Raw genomic sequence first — 21,920 nt, forward strand, 5'->3', positions numbered from 1 at the left:
TATTAAAAAATGACGACCAACGAAACGGCTATCCAGGACTACGCCGAGCAGCACACCGCGCCCGAGCCGCTACTTCTTGCCCAACTCACCCGCGAAACCCACCTGCAGCTCCTGATGCCGCGCATGAGCAGCGGCCCGCTGCAGGGCCGCCTGCTCAGCATGCTCAGCCACTTGATGCGGCCGCGCCACATCCTTGAAATCGGGACGTTTTGCGGGTATGCCACACTGTGTCTGGCCGAAGGATTGGCGGATAATGGCCTGCTGCACACCATCGAAATAGACCCCGAAAAGGAGGCCCGCATTCGGCGCTACGTGGCAGCGGCGGGCCTGACGGAGCAGGTGCGGCTGCACATCGGCGCGGCGCTCGACGTTTTGCCGGGCCTGGTCGATGAAGTGTGGGATTTGGTCTTTATTGACGCCGACAAGCGGAATAACGACGCGTATTTTGAAGCGGTGATTGACCAGGTGCGGCCCGGCGGGCTGCTCATTGTCGATAATGTGCTGTGGGGCGGCAAGGTGCTGCCCGCGCACAAATTGAAATCGGGCGACAAAGACACACCGCTGGTGCGGGCCTTCAACGACAAGATGGCCCGGGACGCAAGGGTAGAGCCGGTTTTCCTGCCCCTGCGCGATGGCCTGCTGCTGCTGCGCAAGAAGTAGCGGCGGCCGGCCCCGGCCAACCTTCGGCCCTGGAATACCGTCAGACACCTCTATAGTAATTCAACCAAGTGTATGCGGCATATTTCGGTCTTCTTTTTCCTGCTGATTGGGTTGCCGGCCGCCTGGGCGCAGGCCCCCACCACCGTGAGCGGGCGCGTGACGGATGGCAAGGACCAGTCGGCCCTCATCGGGGCCAACGTGCTACTGATTCACTTGCCCGACTCGGCCAAAAGCGGCGCAGCAGCCGATGCCGACGGTCGGTTTCAGTTCGATAACGTGGCCGCCGGGCGCTACGTGGTTGATGCCTCCTTTGTGGGTTACCAGAAAATCCGTCAGAATGTGACGGTGGCAGGCGCACCCGTGCAGCTGGGTACGCTGGCGCTGCAAGCCGGTGGCGTGCAGCTGAAGGGCGTGGTGGTGACGGGCGCCGCCGCGCAATCGGTGCAGAAGGGAGATACCACCCAGTTCAACGCCCGCGCCTTCAAAACTAACCCCGACGCCACCACCGGCGACCTCATCGACAAGCTGCCGGGCGTGAGCCGCGGCACCGACGGCAAGGTGCAGGCCCAGGGCGAAAACGTGCAGCAGGTGCTGGTTGACGGCAAACCCTTCTTCGGCAACGACCCCGACGCGGTGCTCAAAAACCTGCCCGCCGAAATGGTGGACAAAGTCGAAGTATTTGACCAGCGTAGCGAACAGAGCCGCTTCTCGGGCTTCGACGACGGCAATACGACCAAGACCATCAACATCGTGACCAAGGTGGAATTCCGCAACGGTACCTTTGGGCGGGTGTTGGCCGGGGCGGGGCCGGACCGCTACAAGGCGAGCGGCAACGTGAACAAGTTCAACGGCAATGAACGGATGTCGGTGCTGGCGCAGAGCAACAACGTGAACGAGCAGAACTTCGGTACCGAGGATTTGCTGGGCGTGGTGGGCAACTCGAACCAGGGCGGCGGCGGGCGCGGTGGCCAGCGCGGCGGTGGGGGCCAGGGCGGTGGCGGCAACGGCGGCAACGCCGGCGATTTCCTGGTGAACCAGAGCGGCGGCATCACCAAAACCAACGCCGTGGGCCTGAACTACTCGAACTCCTGGAACAAAAAGACGGACCTCTCGGCCAGCTACTTCTTTAATAGGGCCGACAACACCATCAACAGCAACACCAACCGCCAATACGTGCTGCCGGCTGGCACCAGCTACACCCAGAACGCCAATACCAACAGCCTCAACACCAACCAGCGCTTCAACCTGCGCCTGGAGCACAAGATTGACTCGGCCAATTCCATTCTGTTCCGTCCGCGTTTCAGCTACCAGCTGAACGACGCCAACAGCACCGTGGACGGCCTCACGCGCCGCGCCGATACGACGCAGAGCAAAATCAACAGCCTCTATGGCTCCAACAACAAGGGTCTGAACACGGGGGGCGACCTGCTGCTGCGCCACCGCTTCGCCAAAGCCGGCCGCACGGCCAGCCTCAGCATTGGCGGCACTTATACGCAGCGCAACAGCAACACCACGCTGCAAACCACCGACACCGGCTCGCGCCTCAACAACCTCAACCAGGCCAGCGACCTCACGCAGCACGGCGGCAGCATCAACGCCAACCTCTCGCTCACGGAGGCGCTGACCAGACAGGACGTGTTGCAGGGCAACTACGCCATCAACTACGCGCCCAATAACTCCAGCAAATACACTTACGACATCCTCACCGGCGACACGCGCCAGCAGAACGACGGGCTGAGCAACGTATTCCAGAACTACTACCTCACGCAGTCGGGCGGGCTGACTTACCGGCACATCACGCCCAAGTACCAGGCTAGTTTTGGGCTGGCCGGGCAGTATTCGGAGCTGTACAGCGACGCACAGTTTCCGCGCCCCAGCGTCGGGCGCTACTACTTCGTGAACGTGCTTCCCAACGCCATGCTCAACTACCGCTTTACGAAGCAGAAGAACCTGCGCCTGATGTACCGCACCAATACCAACGCCCCCAGCGTGAACCAGTTGCAAGCTGTGGTGAACAACGCTAACCCTTTGCAGCTCACCATCGGCAACCCCACACTGCGCCAGGAATTCCAGCATTCGGTCAACATCCGCTACTCGGCCTCGAACCCCGAGGTGTCGAGCAACTTCTTCGCGCTGCTGTCGGGGGCTTATACCCAGAATCCGATTTCGAATCGCACCATCGTGGCCGCCCGCGACACCATCGTGACGCCCGAGGGCGCACCCGCCGTGCGCCTGCCCGCCGGCGGCCAGCTCATCCAGCCCACCAACCTCAGCCAGCAGTACACGGTGCGGTCGCTGGTGAGCTACGGCCAGCCCATCAAGGCCATCAAAACCAACGTGAACCTGAGCGCTAATGCCGGCTTCACCCAAACCCCGGGCCTGGTAAACGGCGGCCTGAACTACGCTCGCGTGCCCACCTTCGGGGCCGGCCTCACGCTCAGCTCCAACATCAGCGCCAACCTCGATTTCACAGCCTCCACCACCTCGAACAAAAACTTCGTTATCAACACGCTCCAGACGCGGCTCAATACCAACTACTTCTCGCAGGTAACGCGCTTCCGGTTGAACTGGATTGTGGGCCCCGGCATCAACCTGGCCACCGACCTGCTGCACCAAGCCTATTCGGGCCTCTCGGCCGGCTACAACCAGCAGTACCTGCTCTGGAATGCCAGCATTGGCAAGAAGCTCTTCCCCGGCCAGCGCGGCGAAATCCGGGTGTATGCCTTCGACCTGCTGGGCCAGAACCGCAGCATTTCACGCAACGTGACCGATGCCTACTACGAGGACGTGCAAACCAATATTCTGCAGCGCTACTTCATGCTGATGTTTACCTATAACATCCGCAGCGGCAACGTGATAGCACCCGCGCCGGGCGAAGGCGGCGGGCGCGGCGAAGGCCGGGGCTTCGGCCGTCCGGATGGCGGCGGCCGGCCCGATGGGGGCGGGGGGCGCCCGCCCGGCGGTGGGGGCGGCCCGCAGTAAACAGACTGGTTTTCGAAGGTTAAAACAAAAGGCCGTCATGCTGAGCGCAGCATAACGGCCTTTTTAATTGACTCAACAGGGTTAGCCGCCGCCCGCTACCACGGACTGATACCCGTTTCCGGCGCGTTGTCATCGCTGAAAAACTGGCTGGTGGGACCATTCGGGCCCAGCACGGCGGCTTTTACGACGCGGGCGGCAGCATCGGCCACGCTGCCGGGGCCGCTGTGGTGGTTGAAATCGGTGGCAGTGTAGCCGGGGTCCACGGCATTCACTTTAAAGGGCGTGTCGCGCAGCTCGTAGGCCAGCATGATGGTATAGGCATTCAGGGCGGCTTTGGATGGCTGGTAGGCGGCCCCTTTCACGGCGTAGTATTTCCATGACGGGTCGTTGTGCAGCGTGAGTGAGCCCAGGCCCGAGGTCACGTTCACGATGCGCGGCGCGGGTGACTGCCGTAGCAGGTCGAGAAAAGCCTGCGTCACGGAGATTACCCCAAACACGTTCGTTTCAAACACCTCCTTAATCAGGCTGATGTCGGTGCTGGCAGCCGGCTGCGACATACCGCCCAGGATGCCGGCATTGTTGATGAGCACATCGAGAATGGGCGTTTTCTGGCCCACTGTTGCGCGGGCGGCTTTGATGGAATTGTCATCGGTGACATCAATTTGCAGGGGCTCAACCTGGGCCAAGCCTTCGGCCTTTAGTTGGTCCACGGCCTGCTGGCCTTTGTCAAGGTCGCGGCTGCCGAGGTACACGTGGTAGCCCTGCTGCAGCAGCTGCCGGGCGGTTTCGAAGCCAATGCTTTTGTTGGCGCCGGTGATGAGTGCGGTTTTCATGGTCAATGATTTCCAGATGATTAACAGCACAAAATTATTGGCCCCAATTGGCGGGGCTAGCACCCATTCTGCGGTATTACTGGTACATTTTGCGGATGGTGGTGCGGTACTCGGCCGGCGTGACCCCGGTTTCGCGCTTGAAGAAGCGGTTGAAATAAGACGCGTCCGAAAACCCGAGGTCAAACGCAATTTCCTTGAGCGAGTGCTGGGTGTAGAAAAGCAGCCGCCGGGCTTCCAGCACCAGCCGTTCGTGCACGTGCTTGATGGCCGGCTTGCCGCTCTGTGCTTTAACCACCTCGCTCAAATGGCCCGCCGAGATATGAAGCTGGGCGGCATACGCGCCTACCTCGTGCAGCTCGCGGTAGCTTTCCTCAATTCGGTCCTGGAAAGTCCGCAATAGCTGCTGGTCGGCCGACAGCTCTTCGCCCGTAAACTGCTCCGTGTACAAGCGGCTCAGATGCGTGAGCAGCACCGTGAGGTAGGCGCTCAGCATGCGGTGCTGCCACTCGCCGGGGCGGGCATACTCCGTTTCCAGCTTCGCCAGCATTTCCTCCACCAGGGCCCCGTCGGCATCCGTTAGCAGCAGCTCATGCCCGTTGTAAGGGTTTTGGATAAGGGGCAGGTCGCGTAGCGCCGCGTTTTGCTGCAAGGCCAGAAACTCCTTCGTAAACGTGAGGCGGGTGCCCCAGAAGGGCGTAGGCGCTTCTTTTACCAGCACCTGGTTGGGAGTGGAGAAGTACAGCGTGTTGTCCTTGCGGTCGTAGGACTTCATGTCCACCCAATGCCGGCCACGGTTGTGCTTCACAAACACCAGCAGATAATAGGCCTTGCGGTGCGGAATGAGCAGGTTTTCCTCGTAAGTCAGCTCGCCCTCCGAGCGCAGGAGGGTGAATAATTTGCTACCGGTCACTTCGTCCCGCTCGAACGGGTATATCGGGACCGGCTGCTGGCTGCTGAGCGTGTGCATTGGGCTGAAACTGTTTTTTGCTGCTACAACTATGGTCCGGAGTCAGAGTTTGCCGCCGGAGCGTACCGCTGGTAGGGTCTAGGCTGGATTTCCCCCGAAAATCAGGTTCTTTGTAGCTTCCGGGTCGAATGCTGCTGCGGTAGCCGCTACCGACCGGGGATTATTTATGCGAAATTCGATTCTGCTGCTGGGGATTCTACTCACGTTTACGGGCACACTGGCCGCCCAACCGCTGGCCTCGCGTCCGCACCCCGACGTGCCCGCCGCCATGGACGTGGCCGGCATCCACCTCGTTCTTAGTGAGGAAGCCCAGCGCCTCGTGCAACAAAAAGCCGATGGACTTTGCCGCCACCAGCCTTCCTTTCAGGCCCGGGTTGATTTGGCTGACGCCTCGTTTCCCATCATCGACCGGGTACTGAAGGAGGAAGGCGTGCCGCTCGATTTCCGCTACCTCGCCCTGCAGGAAAGTGCCCTGCTGGGCAATGCGCGCAGCAACCACGAAGCCGTGGGCTACTGGCAGCTCAAGCAGGAAACCGCTACCGGACTGGGCCTCACCGTGAACAGCGCCGTGGATGAGCGTCAGCACCTCACCACGAGCACCCGCGCCGCCGCCCGCTACCTCACCCGCAGCAACACCAGCCTGCACAACTGGCTGAACGCCCTGCTGAGCTACTACACCGGCCCAGCCGGCGTGAAGCCCTACACGCTGCCCACCGATTTCGACGCCACCGAAATGGCCATCACCGAGGCCACGTCGCCCTACGTGCTGATGTTCCTGGCCCAGAAAGTCGCCTTCGAGCCCGCCTGCGGCCTCAACCCCCGGCCGAAGCTGCTGCTGCAGGAGTTTCCTGCCGTGGCCGGCCAAACGCTTTACGACCAGGCCCTCACGCTCCATGTCGACTCGGCTGCGCTGGCCACCCACAACCACTGGCTGCTGGCCGCCGCCGTGCCCGCTGATAAAGCCTACACGCTCATCGTGCCGGTGGGCGACATCACCCAGGCCGCCGGCATCGTGGCCAACCAGCGCCTGCAAAGCCGCGGCCAGCTCCTGAACGCGCCCACCGTGGCCGCCAACGCCGCCGAAGTGCGCCTCAACAACTTGCGCGCCCTCATTGCCCTGCCCGGCGAAACCATGGCCGACCTGGCCAAACGGGGTCACCAGCGCCTGGGCGAATTCCTGAAGCACAACGAATTGTCGGCCTTCGACCAGGTTGTGACCGGCCGGCCCTATTTCCTCGAGAAAAAGCGCGACGTGGCCGCCGTCGAATACCACGTCCTGCAGCCCGGCGAGCGAATTTTCGACGTGGCCCAGAAATACGGCATTCGCCAGAAGGCCATTTACAGCAAAAACCGCATGGCCCGCGTCGAGGAATTGCGGCCCGGTCGGGTGCTGTGGCTCCAGCACACCCGCCCCCGCGAAACCGCCATCGAATACCGCTCCCAGCCCGAGGGCGCGGCCCTGGAGCGGCCCAGCGTAGCCACCACGGCCGCCGAAACCGAAACAGATAACCTCGTCGACCAGGCCAATGAAGCCGTGGCCGCCCGCCGCACCGAATCGGGCAATGATGGCAAAGTCAAGGTCAAAATTAAAGTCAAAAGCGACACCGGTAAAACCAAGCCCGTGAGTACGGAAAGCACCGATGGCTGGGGCGAAGCCCTGGAAACGGCCACCACAACGGCCGCCACCGTGCCGGCTGCAGCACCCGCGCCGGAGCCGGTAGTCCCAGCGTCCGTTGCGCCAGCCCCAGCTCCGGCTCGCGCCGCGCCAACGCCGGCCCGCCCGGCTCCGGCCGCCGCTCCCACGCAGCCGTCTTTCGCCAAGCGAACCTACCTGCCGCCGCCCGCCGCTGCTCCGGCCCCCGCACCCTTGGCCGATGAGCCGCGCCAGCCCGACTCGACCGTGGCGGTGCCTGCGGTTAGCCGCCCTGCGGTAGTTGCCAAGCCTGTCAACGCCCCCACGGCGCCGGTATATGTGCCAAAGCCAGCCCCGGTAAAAGTGGCTGCGCCCGCGGTTTCTGCTCCGGCTGCCGTTACGCCAAAACCGGAAGCCGCTTCGGCGCCTACTGTTGCTGCGGCCACGCCAAAGCCCGCCACTGTGGCCGTCCGCGCCATTCCCAGTGATGCCACTCACCGCGTGGAAGCCCGCGAAACGGTGTATTCCGTGGGCCGGCTCTACAATATTTCGCCCGCCACGTTGATTGCCATCAACCAGCTGGCGCCGCCTTATGGCTTGGTCACGGGCCAGGTGCTGACGCTGAAAGCTCCTGAACAACAAACAGCTCCGGCCGCCAAGGCTGCTCCGGCTCCTGCGCCCGCGCAAGTCCCGGCCGCTCACGCCTCCGGCCAAATCAACCCGGCGTTGCTGTACGTGCCCAAAAAGGGAGTTCCGGCAGCTAAAACTGTTGTCGCGCCAGCTGCGCCAGTTGCAGAAGTTGCTACGCAGCACACCGTTGCAAAAGGCGAAACCCTGTACAGCATCGCCAAACGCTACCAGGTAACCGTTGCCGACCTGCAGGCCTGGAACAACAAGCCCGATGCCTCGGTGAAGCTAGGCGAAGTGCTGCGCGTGCAGGCCGATACGAAGTAAAATAGCCCCCAAAGCGGGCGGACTGCCGGCTCACAAGCCGTAAAAAACGCAGCAGTCAGGGAATCAGGCAGCAGGCTTTTGGGGTTTGGCAATGCCCGCCAGCCGGGGGTATCTTTACGATTAGCCCGTTCCCAACGCCCTGTCTTATGCCTGTTTTCTCGCACCTTCACTCGCACACGCAATACTCGCTGCTCGACGGCCAGGCCAGCATTTCGGCCCTGATGAAGAAGGCCCAGAAGGACGAGATGCCCGCCGTAGCCCTCACCGACCATGGCAACATGTTCGGCGCGTTCAACTTCGTGGCCGAGGCCAACAAGTACAACGTGAAGCCCATCGTGGGCTGCGAGTTTTACCTGGTGGAAGACCGGCACCGCAAAACCTTCAGTCGGGAAAAAGGCGAGCGCGACAACCGCTTCCACCAGCTGCTACTGGCCAAGGACCAGGCCGGCTACCACAACCTGGCCAAGCTCTGCTCGCTGAGTTTCATCGAGGGCGTGTACTCCAAGTTTCCGCGCATCGACAAGGAACTGCTGCTCAAGTACCACGAGGGCCTGATTGCCACGAGCTGCTGCATCGGGGCCGAGATTCCGCAAACCATCCTCTTCGGCACCGAAGCTGAGGCCGAGGAAAAGCTGAAGTGGTGGCTCGATTTGTTTGGTGAGGACTACTACATCGAAATCCAGCGCCACGGCCTGATGAATTTCGACGGCACCGGCAAAAGCCAGGAAGACGTGAACCAGATTCTGCTGGGCTTTGCGAAGAAGTACAACGTCAAAGTCATCTGCACCAACGACTCGCACTACGTCGACCAGACCGATTACGCCGCCCACGACCTGCTGCTGTGCGTGAATACCGGCGAGGAGAACAGCATCCCGGTCGGTGATATTCGCACCAACTACTACACCCTCATGACCAGCGGGGGCGAGGTGAAGTACGACCTGCTCGACAACCTACGCCGCGACCACGCGCGCGACGAGCGCGCCCAGCGCCAGCTCCGCCGCATCGACGAGGAACTGCAGAAGCCCAAGCCGCACACCCGCTTCGGCTTCGCCAACGACCAGTTCTTCTTCAAGACGCAGGCGCAGATGAACGACCTGTTCGCCGATGTGCCCGAGAGCGTGGACAACACCAATGAGATTGTCGACAAAATCACGCCCCCGAAGCTGGCGCGCGACATTCTGTTGCCCAACTTCCCCATTCCCGCGCCCTTCGCCAACGCCGACGAATTTCTACGCGAGCTGACCTACGTGGGGGCCTTCGGTCCCAGCGCCGGCCAGGGCGTGGTGACCATGAGCAAGCCGCCGCGCTACTCCGAGCGCACGCCCGAAATTGAGGAACGGCTTGATTATGAGCTGCGCATCATCCAGACGATGGGCTTTGCCGGCTACTTCCTCATCACCCAGGATTTCATCAACCACGGCCGCAACATCGGGGTGGCCGTGGGGCCGGGCCGGGGCTCGGCCGCCGGCTCGGCCGTGGCCTACTGCGTGGGTATCACCAACATCGACCCCATTAAGTACTCGCTGCTATTCGAGCGTTTCCTGAACCCGGAGCGTGTGTCGATGCCCGATATCGACATTGACTTTGACGACGTGAACCGTCAGAAAGTCATTGACTACGTGGTGAATAAGTACGGTAAGACGCAGGTGGCCCAGATTATCACCTTCGGCACCATGGCCGCCAAGTCCAGCATCAAGGACGTGGCCCGCGCCATGGAGCTGCCCCTGCCGCATACCAACGACCTCACCAAGATGGTGCCCGACAAGCCCGGCACCACCCTGGCCGGCGCCTTTGCCGAAAACCAGGAGCTGGACATGATTCGGCGCGACGAAAGCCCCGAGAACCTCAAGGGCCAGATTTTGCGTCTCGCCACGCAGCTCGAGGGCTCGGTGCGCAACACCGGCATCCACGCGGCCGGGGTAATTATTGCGCCCGACGACATCACGAAGTACATCCCGGTTTCGACCTCGAAAGACTCGGACCTGCTCATCACGCAGTTCGACGGCAAGGTGATTGAATCGGCGGGGATGCTGAAAATGGACTTTCTGGGCCTCAAAACCCTGACGGTTATCGTGGATGCCATGCGCCTGATTGAGCGCAACCACGGCGTGAAAATCGACATCGACAACATCCCGCTCGATGACGAGAAGACCTACGCGCTCTACCAGCGTGGTGATACCATTGGCACGTTCCAGTTCGAGTCGGAAGGTATGCGGCAGTACCTCAAGGACTTGAAACCAACCAACATCGAGGACTTGATTGCCATGAACGCCCTCTATCGGCCCGGCCCGATGCAGTTCATCCCGAACTTCATCAACCGCAAGCACGGCCGCGAGGAAGTGGAATACCCGCACGAGCTGTTGAAACCCATTCTGGAATACAGCCAGGGCATCATGGTGTATCAGGAGCAGATTATGCAGACGGCCCAGATTCTGGCCGGCTACTCGCTCGGCGGCGCCGACTTGCTGCGCCGCGCCATGGGCAAGAAGGACATGAAAAAGATGGCCCTGGAGCGCGAGAAGTTCATCGAAGGAGCCAAAAACATTCACGGCATCGTGGCCAAAAAAGCCAACGAAGTGTTCGACGTGATGGAGAAATTCGCGGAGTACGGCTTCAACCGTTCGCACTCGGCGGCCTACTCCGTGGTGGCTTATCAGACTGGTTACCTGAAGGCGAACTACCCAGCCGAGTACATGGCCGCCGTGCTCACCAACAACATGGGCGACATCAAGAAGGTGACGTTCTTCATTGAGGAAGCCCGCAAGCAGGGCGTGCCCGTGCTGGGGCCCGACGTGAACGAAAGCCTGTTGAAATTCAACGTGAACCAGGAAGGCGCCATCCGCTTCGGCATGGGCGCGGTGAAAGGCGCAGGTGAACTCGCGGTGGAAAGCATGGTACAGGAGCGCGAAAAAGCGGGTGAGTACTCCGATATTTTCGACTTCGCCAAGCGCGTGAACCTGCGCACCGTGAACAAGAAAACCTTCGAAAGCCTGGCCCAGGCCGGCGCCTTCGATGGCTTCGGCAAGCACCGCCGCCTGTACCTGGATTCGCCCGCCGGCGACCAAAACCTGATTGAAAAGGCCATGCGCGTGGGCCAGCAGCACGCGGCGGCCAAGGAATCGGCCCAGCACAGTCTGTTTGGCGCGGGGGCCTTTGGGGCGGTGGCCGCGCCCATGCCCAAAATCCACGACATGGAGCCCTGGAGCAAAACCGAGCAGCTGCGCCGCGAAAAAGAAGTAGTAGGCTTCTACCTCTCCGGCCACCCGCTCGACGCCTACAAGCTGGAGCTGGATGCCTACTGCACCTGCGGACTGGACAAGGTGGACGAAATCAAAAACAAGGAAATTGCGGTGGCTGGTCTGATTAACAACGTGTTGTTCAAGACCACGAAAACCGGCCAGCCCTTCTGCACCTTCACCCTGGAAGACTACGAGACGAGCATCAACCCGGCTCTGTTCCGCGACGACTACACCAAGTTTGCACCCCTCATCAACCCGCGCAACTACCCCAACGAGCAGGTGCCGCCCATGTACGTCAAACTCAAGCAGGAGCTACGCCGCCACACCCAGGACCAATGGGACCTGCGCATTCTGACCATGGAGCCGCTGGCCGACGTGGCCGAAAAGCGCAGCAAAGGCGTGCGCGTGCGCCTCGACCTGCGCACCGTGACCGCCCCCATGCTCGACCGGCTGGAAGAAGCCATCGAGCACGCGCCTGGCGGCAAGCGGCTGGAAATCCAGTTTGTGGAGCCCCACGAGCACCTGGCGGTGGATATGTTCTCACGCCGCTTCCAGATTGAGCCCAAAGCTTTCATCGAGAAAATGAAAGAGCTGGACATGGAAGTTTGCACGCTGATTTAGTGACGGGCAGGAGAAGGAATAGTCCGGCCGTCATGCAGAGCATTCCGCTTGACGCGCAGAATGCTCTGCATGACGTTCAAAAGGTGTTTTTTACGACGTTTAGATAGAAAACCAGGCCCTTCATCGGGCCAATCTCCTATTCCTGAACTTTCCCCCGGCTCCGCTGTTTTACCATCCAATCTGCTACCTTGCGACCCCGTTGGCCGTATACGCCAGACTATTCTTATTAACCCCAACCCAAATTGAAATGGGACACAAAGCAATTGAGATAACCGACGCCAACTTTGACGAAATCATCAACGGCGACAAGCCCGTATTGGTCGATTTCTGGGCCGAATGGTGCGGTCCCTGCCGCATGGTAGGCCCCGTAGTAGAAGAGCTGGCCGGCGAATACGAAGGCAAAGTCGTAGTCGGCAAAGTTGACGTTGATGCTAACCCTCAGACTTCTATGAAGTTCGGTATCCGTAGCATTCCTACGCTGCTGGTCTTCAAGAATGGCCAAATCGTTGACAAACAAGTAGGCGCCGTGCCCAAGCACGTGCTCGCCCAGAAACTGGAAGCTCAGGTGACGGCGTAATCCCGCTGTTCCTTGTAGCAAAAAGCCCCTTGCCAATATGGCAAGGGGCTTTTTTAATGATTGATAGCTATGCCGGGCGTTAGTTCAGAGCGCGGTTGCAGCGCCGTTTGCGGGCTTGCGAAGCATGCAGGGCCTGCCGTTTCAGTTGCTTTTGGTGCTGGTGCATATGCCATTCCAGCTTGGCGGGGGAGGTAACTTTTCGGTTAGCCTCCAAGCCTAGCAGAATGAGCACAGCGCGGTTTATTTTGGCCGTCGACTTGCGGGTGGTACGAGTGTTGGTACGGTTTACCAGAACCGCTTTTTTGGCCGCTACAGCGCGCTCCCGCGCTGCTTTGCGCTGAATTTCGGCTGGGGTGTCGTCGAAAGACGAGGCGGGCCGAGGAGTAGCGGGCACAAAGCCGGAACATAAGAGCAATAGCCCTCCGGCCACTAACAACTTGTAGCTGTGCGTATTCATGGCAATGAGTAAAAAGATGAAAAATGTTGGCAATGCCCAGGCAGTGCGGTGGCTGGTATTGGGAGCAAGCACAGCTTTACCAGTCGCTTAGGCTTATAATAAAAATATATATATTAAAAATTAATAGCAAATTATTCCTAATGAATTTGTCATGAATTTTTAAGTTGTGTGAAGCGCGCATGGAGACGGGTGCCCAGTTGCCAAAATTGTCGGACAACAAAAAGCCCTTTCTCAAGGATGAGAAAGGGCTTTTTTAGAACGTTAAGCGCCGCGTAGGCTAGTCGTGGGCGCGGTGGCGGTGGGCCCGGGCAGCCATGCGTGCCCGATGCTTCAGATGATTTTGGTGGGCATGGAGCTGGCGCTGGAGGCGGGCGGGCGAGGTAACCGCTTTGCTTTCTTCGAGGCCGAGAATGACAAGCATGGCCCGCTGCAGCTTGTTGGTGACTTTGCGGGATTTGACGGTCAGCCGCTGCAGTTTGGAAGCTTTTCTGGCGGCGACAGCTTTTTCGCGGGTGGCGGCCCTTTGCTCGCGGGCAGCCGCTTTGCGCTGCACGTCGGCGGGCGTGTCGTTCAAGCTGTGGCGGGTGGGCGCTGCACTGGCCGAAGGTGACCCGATTAGCAACAAAGAGCTGATAGTTAGGACAGAGTAAAGAAAGTGCTTCATGTGCCAGGCAGCAGAAAGTGGGAAAATGAACCGGCAGAATCCGGCCGGCAATGCTTTTGTGTGCACTAAAGTAATATTGAATTTAAAAACTCAACCATAGTTCATAAAAAATCCCTGCATCCGATAAGCGATGCAGGGATTTTTGCAGTATGGCAATAGATAATAGGACAGCCGGCTAGCGCACGGCGCGGGGCCGCACCTGGCCGTCGTGTTTCTGGCGGTAGATGGCGCGGCTAGCTTGGTTTTCATCCTTGCGGATGTCCTGACGCTCGTCGCGGGTTACGATGCCGTCGGCGCGGGCGGCGCGCTTGTCCTGGCGGATTTCGGCTTCGCGGCCTTTGAGGCGGGCGGCTTCGGGGCGGGTGAGCTCGCCGGTGGCCACGCCCTGGCGGATGCGGGCGCGCTCATTGCGCTGGCGGGCGTTGATGCCGGGCGTCACGACCTGGGCCACGGAAGTATAGGAAACAGCCAGCAGGCTAGTAGCGGCCAGTAGCGAAAACAAAGACTTCTTCATGGGAATACGTAATAATGATGGGGAAAAGATGGGGGTTGGAGGCCGGACGGCGGGCAAGGTTTAACCCATGCTGTAGAAGAGAAATGAAGTTGGCACGAGATATGAAAAAATAGCTACATTGCCATCCAACCACGCGGGGCCAAACCGCGTAGGAGGCGCATTCTCTCACTCTTCAGCTTACCCTTACTCCCATGAAACGCATTCTCGGATTCCTCGTTTCCCTCAGCTTGCTCGGCGGCTCGGTAGCCCAGGCCCAAACGGCCACTCCGGCGACCGGCACCCAGATGAGCACCAGCTCGTCGAAAATGACAACGACCAAAACCATGCAGGCTCCAGCCACCAAGACGACCGTAAAATCGTCGACGATGAGCAACCCGGCGGGTATGACCAAGTCGAGCACCATGACCAAAGGCTCGGGCACGATGAGCAAATCGAGCACGATGACCACGCCTTCGGGCATGACCAAGTCTTCGACTTCTACCAGCAGCACCAAAATGAAGGCTGATGGCACGCCTGATATGCGCTACTCGGAAAACAAATCGACCAAAACCACCAAGATGAGCACCGGCCCCCTGAAGGCCGACGGCACGCCCGATATGCGCTACAAAGCCAACAAAACAACCGTGAAAAAGACCACCACCAAAATGTAAGGTCCGGCGGTTAAGAATGTGAAAAGCCCTTGCTCTGGCTGAGCAAGGGCTTTTTTGCATTTTACTTTCGTTCGCAGCCGGCCGGGGCGGTGGCTTGTGCCGGCCGCCGGCTACCTAACTTGCGGCCCCATTCCAACTCAACTCTTGCCCATGCGCTACGCTCCCCTTGCCCCCGAGCTTTTTATTGAAAACCGTCGCCGCTTCCGCGAGCTGCTGCCGCCGGCGTCGCTGGCCATTTTTCAGAGCAACGACATCATGCCGACCAACGCCGACGGCACCATGGCCTTCCGCCAGAGCAACGACTTGTTCTACCTGTCCGGCGTGGACCAGGAGGAAAGCATTCTCGTGATTTTTCCGGATGCGCGGCTGCCGCAGCACCGCGAAATCCTGTTTTTGAAGGAAACGTCGGAACACATTCTCATCTGGGAGGGCTACAAGCTGACCAAGGAGGAAGCCCGCCAGAACTCCGGCATCCCGACCATTATGTGGCTGGATAGCTTCAAATCTGTGTTGCCCGCGCTCATGAACGAGGCCGAGAATGTGTACCTGCCCTCTAATGAGCACATCCGGGCCGTGGTGGAGGTGGAAACGCGCGATGCCCGCTTCATCAAGAGCCTGCAGGCGCAGTACCCGCTGCACACCTACCGCCGGGCGGCGCGTCTGATGCACCAGCTGCGCGCTATCAAGAGCCCCGAGGAAATCCGGGTGATGCGCGAGGCTTGCAACATTACGGAGAAGGCGTTTCGGCGCTTGCTGGGCTTTGTGAAGCCGGGCGTGTGGGAATTTGAGATTGAGGCCGAAATCGTGCACGAGTTCATGCGCAACCGCAGCCGGGGGCCGGCCTACGGCAGCATTATCGCCAGCGGCAAGAATGCCAATGTGCTGCACTATACCACCAACGACCACCAGTGCCAGGACGGCGACGTGATTCTGCTCGACTTCGGGGCCGAATACGCCAACTACGCGGCCGACCTCTCCCGCTCAATTCCGGTAAACGGTAAATTCACGCCGCGCCAGCGCCAGGTGTACGATGCCGTGCTGAGCGTGATGGATTTTGCCAAAACGCGCCTCGTACCCGGCGGCGAAATCGAAGCCTACCACCAGGCCGTGGGCGAGTTCATGGAGCAGCAGCTCATCAAGCTGGACCTGCTGAATGCCGCCGACGTTCAACACCAGGACCCCGCCGCGCCGCTCTACAAGAAGTATTTCATGCACGGCACCAGCCACTACCTCGGCCTCGACGTGCACGACGTGGGCTACAAGTACCGCACCTTCGAACCCGGCATGGTGTACACCATTGAGCCCGGCATCTACATTCCCGAGGAAGGCCTGGGCATTCGCCTGGAGAATGACATTCTCATCACGGCCAACGGCAACGAAGATTTGATGGCCAATATTCCGATTAAGGCGGAGGAGATTGAGGCGCTAATGGCGCAGGGCCGATAGAATAATGGAGTAAACGCAGAAATGCCCGGCTGAGCGAAGGTTCAGCCGGGCATTCTGCGTTTAGTACGGGTTGACGAATTACTTGCTGGTGGCCTGCACAATCTGCGGCAGATACTTGCTCAGGGCCGCTACCTGGGAGCTGGTGAAATTGCCTTGCACCGACACCAGCACGAAGGAGTCGGCCACGTCGGGCAGGCTGCCGAGGGCGGCGAATTCCGAAATGCTGTTGCCCGAGCCGCGGGTGGATACCGCGTAGTTGCTGCCGCCAAAGCCGGCGGTGGTGAGCGGGTCGTACTTATTGTTTTGCAGAATACCGGCGGCTTCGCTGCGCAGGCCCTGGGCCGCCAACTCTTTGGCCGAGGTGGTGGTGGGCGCGAAGCTGATGACCTTGGCCGAGCGAATGCCGGTAATGGCATTGGTGAGGTCGGAGCCACCGAGGAGCTTGGCGGCTTTCACCAGGGCCAGGCGCTGGAGCAGGTCGGCCGACCATTCGGTGGTTTTGAAGCCTTCGCGGCCTTCGTATTTCGAGAAAAACGAGGACACGGTGCGAGCCGGCGAGCCGGGGCCACCGGCCCGGCAGCCGGCTAACAACAAAAGCAGAATAAGGACGGGGAAACGGAGTTTTGTAAGCATGCAGCAAAAGTGACAAGAAGATTAGTGCGTTGTACGCACCAAACCCGCGCTACGGTTATTCACAAGCCAAATAACCTCACTTATCGCATCCTAAAACACCACCGAATTCAGGAAAAACACGTCTCGGTCTTTGCCGTGCTCCACGCGCACGTGCTGGTAGCCAGTGGCCACAAAGCGGCTGCCGAACCAGGGTAGCAGGTCGGCCTGGGAGGTTTCGGTGGCGCGCTCGGTCCCATTATCGGCGGGGCCGGCCCCGATTTGGATGGGCACCTGCTGGTCGTTGGGCGACGACTCGGCGCCGCGTACCAGTTTGTAGCGCAACTTTTCCTCATCGAGGTAGGCCAGCACCAGGCGGCCATCGGGCAGGGTTTGCAGGCGCACGGCTTCTTCAAGCTCGGAGCGCCGCAGGTTTTCCACTACGAAGGTATTGTCCCAGATAAGGTTGCCGGCGCGGTCGAACCCGCACACCAGGGCGTGGGTGGTTTCGTAGCCATCGAAAATCCGGGCGCTGCCGTAAGGCGAGCCATACTGGTTGCCAATGCCGCTGTAGAGCGGGCCGGTGTAGCTGCCGTAGCTGTTGTAGCGGTAGTGCGGGTAGTACACTTCGGCCACCAGCACGTAGCCACCGTTGGGCTGGGGCAGCAGCTCGTGCAGCAGCAGCCGGTAGTGCCAGCGCAGGGGCGGCACCGAGCGGGCCAGGCGGCGCTCGGTGCGCAGCCGCAGCCGGGCCTGGCGGCTGGGCTTGAGGTAATCGAAGAAGTGCTTGAGGTGCAGGAAATCGTAGAACCGGAGCGGCGGCCTAGCACCGGTGTTGGCACCTCCGCGCAGGTCGGTGGCAAACAGGCCTTGCGCGTAGGTAGGGTCGCGGAGCGAGTAGGTGCCCATGAGCAGGCGGGCGGTAGTGTCCTGCGGGGGCGTGAGCTGGGCAGTGATGAGGCTGCGTTCGCTCTCGGCCTGCACAAACTCGGAGCTCACCAGCTGGCCTTTTTCGGTGAGCTGCTTGAGGAGCAGACGGCTTTTGCGGCCGTTGGTTTGGCTCAGCACGTACTCGGCCCGCTGGCTGGCGGCATCGGCCACGAAGGTGAGCTGGGTGGGCAGCGGCTCGTACACGGAGGGCAGGTACTGCATCTGGCCGGTGGCCACGTCGAGCAGCAGGGCCGTCACGTGCTGCTGGTCGTTGAGCAGCACGGTGGCAAACAGCCGGCCGTCCAGCGCCTTCAGCTCCACCACCTCGCGGCTGAGCTTGGTGTCGAAGGTTTGGGTGCGGGTCTGGCTGACGCGGCCATCGAAGGCGGCTACCAGCAGCCGGCCAGGGGTATTGTGCGAGGTGAACAAGGCATACACCGTGGTGCCCTCGGCGCACAGGCGGGCAAAGTCAAACTCCTCGGCAATTTCCAGCGGCAGCTCCTGCCGCAGGTGCAGGTCGCGGTCGTACTGCTGAAACGCGAACTTGGTTTTGTTCGATAGCGGCCGGTCACGGCCCAGCAGCAGCACCACGGTGCTATCGGCGGCCAGGGGCTGCACGTGCACTTCGCTCTCGTGGCGCTCCAGCGGCAGCTCGGTGCGGGCCGGCTGGCGGGGCGCATTGGCGGGCAGCGGCAAAGGCAGCTTGAACTGGGCGCGCACCGCTGCCGGGGCGGCCAGCGTGGCCAGTGAAAGCAGCAAAAGGTAGCAAAGTTTCATGCCCGTGCGCCGTAAAAAACCACTGTGAAGGTACCCGTTTCTAACGCGTGGCTACTGCTTTAAAGTTACAACCGAATTCTGCGTTTTGTCTGGTGGCGCAGCCGATTATTCGGCCCCCAACTCCAGGATGGCATCAAATTCCTCGGGCCGCACCGGCAGCACCGACAACCGCGACTGCCGGATGAGAGCCAGCTCGCCCAGCCGCGCATCGGCCTTGAGCTTGGCCAGGCTCACTGCCCGGGACAGCGGCTGCACCGGCCGCAGCGGCACGGCCACCCAGGGCGAGCCAGCTTCGGCCGTGGCGTCGGGGATGGCCAGGGCGGCCACTTCGGCCAGGCCCACAATGGCTTTTTCGCTCACGCTGTGGTAGAAGAGGACGAGGTCGCCGGGCTGCATCAGGTTGAGGTTGTTGCGGGCCTGGTAGTTGCGCACGCCGGTCCAGGCGGTGCCATCCTCCTGCACGAAGGTGGCCCAGGAGTAGGCTTCAGGTTCCGATTTAACGAGCCAGTGTTTCAAAAGAGTGACTGAGTGAGGGAGTGAATGGGGCGACATGCAAACGGCCGGCACTGGCATTGATGCCGGCCGGCCGTTGCTTTGCACACCACAAAGAAAATAAAGTCGGGTCGTCCGGACCCGCCTTGCAAGCGTCCGGACCCGCTCGGGGCTGTTTGTAAATCCGCCAGCCCACCAGACCGTCAATCCACCAACTCAGAGCGCAAAGCCCAAATCGAAGCTGATGATGTTGGCTTTCAGGTCGGCTCGATTGGCAGCAGTGTAAATTGTGGAACCAGTTTGCTGGTAGTTGGCGTAGCGCAAATCCAGGGATTTGAAGCGCATGACGCGGGGCAGGCCCTGCGCATTCTTGCCCGGCACGTGGAAGCGGCCGATGCCGTACACCGGCGAGTAGCGTAGGCCCAGGCCCACTTTGTTGGCCGAGAAAGCCGACAGGTCGTAATCGGAAGTGTAATACGTGTCGGTGATGGAATGCTCCATGAAGGGCGCGAAGTACCTGGCAGCCGTCTGAGTGTGGTAGCGGTAGAAGGGGTAGGCTACGAAAAAGGGCGTGATTTTCACGGGCAACTCCAGCTCGAACGTGTGAGCGGTGATGCCGAAATTGTCGTTGTAGAAGCGGTAGAAGGCGCGCACCTGCACCAAATCCGTGGCGTAGTAGTTCACCCGCAGGCTCACCGGGTACTTGAAGCGGGCCCGGGGCAGGTTCTCGATGCGGGCCGCCGTGGCTACGCGGGGCGAGAAACTGTCGCCAACGCTCGTGGGCGCTTTGTTCAGCTCCGTCGTATTATCCCGGAAATACACCCGGTGAAACGGCGTGCTCAGCAAGCCATTCTGTGACACCAGCTCGGTGCTGATGGCCGCCTGCAAGCGCTTGGCCAGTACCTGCGAGTAAGTGGCCGTGAAGTTGTAGGTCTGGCGCGTGTCGGTGCCGTAGTTTTTCTCACCGCGGTTGGTAGTCGAGCCGGTTGTGTAGCCCTCCCGCAACTCCAACGGTTGAATCAGCGTCACGCGGTCGAAAAACACCTGACCCGCCAGGCTCAGCTGGCGGTTGCCGTCCTGCGAGGTTTTGGCGAACGAGCCCGCGAGGTTAAACGACAGGTAATCGTATTCTTTCGACACGCCTGTACCCACGCCCCAGATGGTGCCCTTGGACTTCTGCTCGCGGCTATAGCCGAAATCGCCGTGGTAGCGCACGTCGTGGGCCGAAGGCGTGCTCAGCGCAAAGTCGATGCGGTCGGTCGAAGCGGAGGCGTAGAAATCGGCGCCTACGTTCACGGTCAGCCGGCTCACCGTGTCCAGCGGCACGTTCACGATGATGGCCGGAGGCACGTCGGTGAGCTGCTGGGTGCCGCGGCCGCCTTCCACCGCGCCGTGGCTGCCGTCCTGCTGGTAATAGCCGCCGATGATGTCGATGGTGGCCTCATCGGCCGCGCGGCTCACCGGCACCGAGGGGCTCACGGGCGCGCCGTAGCCGTCGATGCGGTTCGGATTTTGCGTGGTGCCGGTTTGGGCCAGGGCCGTAGTGGCTGAGGCGCTTAGGGTAAGCAGAACGAAGAGTAACTTTTTCACGAAATCGGGCTGATACGGAGTCATTAATTACAGCCGCAGCCGCCGCCTACTTTGCCGCCATTGGCCCCGCCGGCGCCCTCGCGGTAGCTTTCGAAATTGGTTTCGGGCGTTTCCACGGTTTTGCTGGCCAGCTTCATGTCCTCGTCGTTGAGGTACACTTTCTGGTAGGCTTTCACCGAAACACAGCTCGGCAGCGCTGCTGTCAGGGGCAGCAATAGTAGCCCCAGCGCCAGGCGGGGATGCGCAGATAAGGATATTCTTTTCACAATTATTGGGTACGATAAATCAGGGGCGGGTGGCCGGAGTTGCGCCGTGGTAGTAGTTCAACGTCATGCCCCGCGAGGCCAACGTGCGGTTATCGTCGGTTATCAGCGTGCAATCAACGCCCTTCAGGCTGTTGATGAAAGCCAAACCGGCGGTTGGGCCTTTCACAAAGACGACTTCGTCCAATCCATCGGCCAGTTCCACGTCGGGGCACAGGATGGTGACCGAGCGCAGCCCGATGGACGGATAGCCTGTGTGCGGGTTGATGATGTGGCCGTACACCTGCCCGTTCACCGTAAAATACTGCTCGTAGTTGCCGGCCGTCACCACGGCCATATCGGTCACGTCGACCCAGGCGGCCACGCTGTTGGGGTGGTCAGGGTCGCCGATGGCCACGCGCCAGAGCGAGCCGTCAGCCTGCCGGCCCCAGCAGTAGATGTCACCCGAGCCATTCATCAGCCCGCCCTTGATGCCCATTTGGTCGAGTACCTGCTTGGCCCGGCGCAGGCCGTAGCCCTGTAGAATGCCCGCCAGATTGATGCGCATGCCCTTTTCGGGCAGATAAACGGTGTGTTTGGTCGCATCCAGCTGAATTTTCTGCCAGCCAATGCGCCGCACCGACGCCCGGATGGCCGCCGAATCGGGCAGGGCAGGGTGGGCCTGCCGGTCGAACTTATACAGCTTGTCGGCGCTGGCAAAGGTGATGTCGAACGCGCCATCGCTGAGTTTGGACAGGCGCAGCGTGCGATTAATCAAATCAAATGTTTCGGGCGATACGGCCACCGGCCGCACGCCCGCCGCCCGGTTTATCCGCACCACTTCGGAGGTAGAATCCCAGAACGACATCAGCCGGTCGATGCGCTTCACTTCGCCCAGGCCCGCCCGCAAGGCCCGCTGCCCGGTCGAGTCATCGGCCGCCACCACCGTGAAGGTGAAGTGTGAGCCCATGAGGTGGGCGCTGCGCGTGAAGGTGTGGCGCGGAGTAGAAACAGATTGGGCGCTGCCCGACCATGCCGAAAAAAGCATGGCCAGCAGCGCCCAAACGGCAATTCTAGGTTTTA

18 protein-coding genes are annotated in these 21,920 nt (G+C 60.8%); 7 read left to right on the plus strand and 11 right to left on the minus strand.

Features of this window, described 5'->3' with window-relative positions:
* Nucleotides 1-9 precede the first annotated feature (9 nt).
* Together I7X13_RS09000 and I7X13_RS09005 are read left to right on the plus strand one after the other, a co-directional pair.
* A complete protein-coding gene (locus I7X13_RS09000) occupies nucleotides 10-660 on the plus strand; it encodes an O-methyltransferase (protein ID WP_198075229.1) in 651 nt (216 codons plus the stop codon).
* 72 nt (nucleotides 661-732) lie between these two features.
* Nucleotides 733-3,642 carry a TonB-dependent receptor gene (locus I7X13_RS09005; RefSeq protein ID WP_198075230.1) on the plus strand — a complete coding sequence of 970 codons (2,910 nt, stop codon included), beginning with the start codon at nucleotides 733-735 and terminating at the stop codon, nucleotides 3,640-3,642.
* A 95-nt stretch (nucleotides 3,643-3,737) separates the two neighbouring features.
* Here I7X13_RS09005 and I7X13_RS09010 read toward each other — a convergent pair whose 3' ends face one another.
* Both I7X13_RS09010 and I7X13_RS09015 read right to left on the minus strand, forming a co-directional pair.
* Complete coding sequence (locus tag I7X13_RS09010; protein ID WP_198067715.1) at nucleotides 3,738-4,475, minus strand: SDR family oxidoreductase; 738 nt, start codon at nucleotides 4,473-4,475, stop codon at nucleotides 3,738-3,740.
* Between the two features lie 76 nt (nucleotides 4,476-4,551).
* The gene (locus I7X13_RS09015) at nucleotides 4,552-5,442 is read right to left on the minus strand and encodes a helix-turn-helix transcriptional regulator (RefSeq protein ID WP_198075231.1); all 891 of its coding nucleotides are present in this window, start codon (nucleotides 5,440-5,442) and stop codon (nucleotides 4,552-4,554) included.
* 166 nt (nucleotides 5,443-5,608) lie between these two features.
* Between I7X13_RS09015 and I7X13_RS09020 the strand changes: the two genes are divergently transcribed.
* The 3 genes from I7X13_RS09020 to trxA all read left to right on the plus strand — a co-directional run bounded on the left by I7X13_RS09020 (nucleotide 5,609) and on the right by trxA (nucleotide 12,466).
* Nucleotides 5,609-8,029, plus strand: a complete 2,421-nt coding sequence (locus I7X13_RS09020; RefSeq protein ID WP_198075232.1) for a LysM peptidoglycan-binding domain-containing protein — start codon at nucleotides 5,609-5,611, stop codon at nucleotides 8,027-8,029.
* A 146-nt stretch (nucleotides 8,030-8,175) separates the two neighbouring features.
* A complete protein-coding gene (dnaE, locus tag I7X13_RS09025) occupies nucleotides 8,176-11,889 on the plus strand; it encodes a DNA polymerase III subunit alpha (protein WP_198075233.1) in 3,714 nt (1,237 codons plus the stop codon).
* Nucleotides 11,890-12,136: 247 nt separating this feature from the next.
* Nucleotides 12,137-12,466: a thioredoxin gene (trxA, locus tag I7X13_RS09030; protein WP_198067719.1), complete on the plus strand. Its 330-nt coding sequence runs from the start codon at nucleotides 12,137-12,139 to the stop codon at nucleotides 12,464-12,466.
* Between the two features lie 79 nt (nucleotides 12,467-12,545).
* Here the strand turns inward: trxA and I7X13_RS09035 are convergent, their stop codons facing one another.
* From I7X13_RS09035 to I7X13_RS09045, 3 genes are all read right to left on the minus strand, one after another.
* Nucleotides 12,546-12,923, minus strand: coding sequence for a hypothetical protein (locus tag I7X13_RS09035; protein WP_198075234.1), 378 nt, complete (start codon nucleotides 12,921-12,923; stop codon nucleotides 12,546-12,548).
* 277 nt (nucleotides 12,924-13,200) lie between these two features.
* On the minus strand, nucleotides 13,201-13,587 hold the full coding sequence (locus I7X13_RS09040) for a hypothetical protein (RefSeq protein ID WP_198075235.1): 387 nt from the start codon (nucleotides 13,585-13,587) through the stop codon (nucleotides 13,201-13,203).
* A gap of 175 nt (nucleotides 13,588-13,762) precedes the next feature.
* On the minus strand, nucleotides 13,763-14,101 hold the full coding sequence (locus tag I7X13_RS09045; protein WP_198067722.1) for a hypothetical protein: 339 nt from the start codon (nucleotides 14,099-14,101) through the stop codon (nucleotides 13,763-13,765).
* A 191-nt stretch (nucleotides 14,102-14,292) separates the two neighbouring features.
* On the opposite strand from I7X13_RS09045, the gene I7X13_RS09050 reads away from it, so the two are divergent.
* Together I7X13_RS09050 and I7X13_RS09055 are read left to right on the plus strand one after the other, a co-directional pair.
* Complete coding sequence (locus I7X13_RS09050; protein WP_198068076.1) at nucleotides 14,293-14,751, plus strand: hypothetical protein; 459 nt, start codon at nucleotides 14,293-14,295, stop codon at nucleotides 14,749-14,751.
* A 150-nt stretch (nucleotides 14,752-14,901) separates the two neighbouring features.
* The gene (locus tag I7X13_RS09055; RefSeq protein WP_198075236.1) at nucleotides 14,902-16,197 is read left to right on the plus strand and encodes an aminopeptidase P N-terminal domain-containing protein; all 1,296 of its coding nucleotides are present in this window, start codon (nucleotides 14,902-14,904) and stop codon (nucleotides 16,195-16,197) included.
* A 78-nt stretch (nucleotides 16,198-16,275) separates the two neighbouring features.
* Here I7X13_RS09055 and I7X13_RS09060 read toward each other — a convergent pair whose 3' ends face one another.
* From I7X13_RS09060 to I7X13_RS09085, 6 genes are all read right to left on the minus strand, one after another.
* Nucleotides 16,276-16,830, minus strand: coding sequence for a DUF4252 domain-containing protein (locus I7X13_RS09060; RefSeq protein WP_198067724.1), 555 nt, complete (start codon nucleotides 16,828-16,830; stop codon nucleotides 16,276-16,278).
* Between the two features lie 90 nt (nucleotides 16,831-16,920).
* Nucleotides 16,921-18,513: a hypothetical protein gene (locus I7X13_RS09065; RefSeq protein WP_198075237.1), complete on the minus strand. Its 1,593-nt coding sequence runs from the start codon at nucleotides 18,511-18,513 to the stop codon at nucleotides 16,921-16,923.
* Between the two features lie 105 nt (nucleotides 18,514-18,618).
* Entirely contained in the window at nucleotides 18,619-19,029 is a 411-nt protein-coding gene (locus I7X13_RS09070) for an EVE domain-containing protein (protein WP_198075238.1), read from the minus strand.
* Between the two features lie 192 nt (nucleotides 19,030-19,221).
* Nucleotides 19,222-20,595: a DUF3570 domain-containing protein gene (locus I7X13_RS09075; protein WP_198075239.1), complete on the minus strand. Its 1,374-nt coding sequence runs from the start codon at nucleotides 20,593-20,595 to the stop codon at nucleotides 19,222-19,224.
* 23 nt (nucleotides 20,596-20,618) lie between these two features.
* Nucleotides 20,619-20,828, minus strand: coding sequence for a DUF4266 domain-containing protein (locus I7X13_RS09080; protein WP_213019054.1), 210 nt, complete (start codon nucleotides 20,826-20,828; stop codon nucleotides 20,619-20,621).
* Nucleotides 20,829-20,880: 52 nt separating this feature from the next.
* Nucleotides 20,881-21,885: an FAD:protein FMN transferase gene (locus tag I7X13_RS09085; protein WP_198075240.1), complete on the minus strand. Its 1,005-nt coding sequence runs from the start codon at nucleotides 21,883-21,885 to the stop codon at nucleotides 20,881-20,883.
* Between the last annotated feature and the right edge of the window lie 35 nt (nucleotides 21,886-21,920).

The organism is Hymenobacter negativus (assembly GCF_016056375.1).
Taxonomy (GTDB): domain Bacteria; phylum Bacteroidota; class Bacteroidia; order Cytophagales; family Hymenobacteraceae; genus Hymenobacter; species Hymenobacter negativus_A.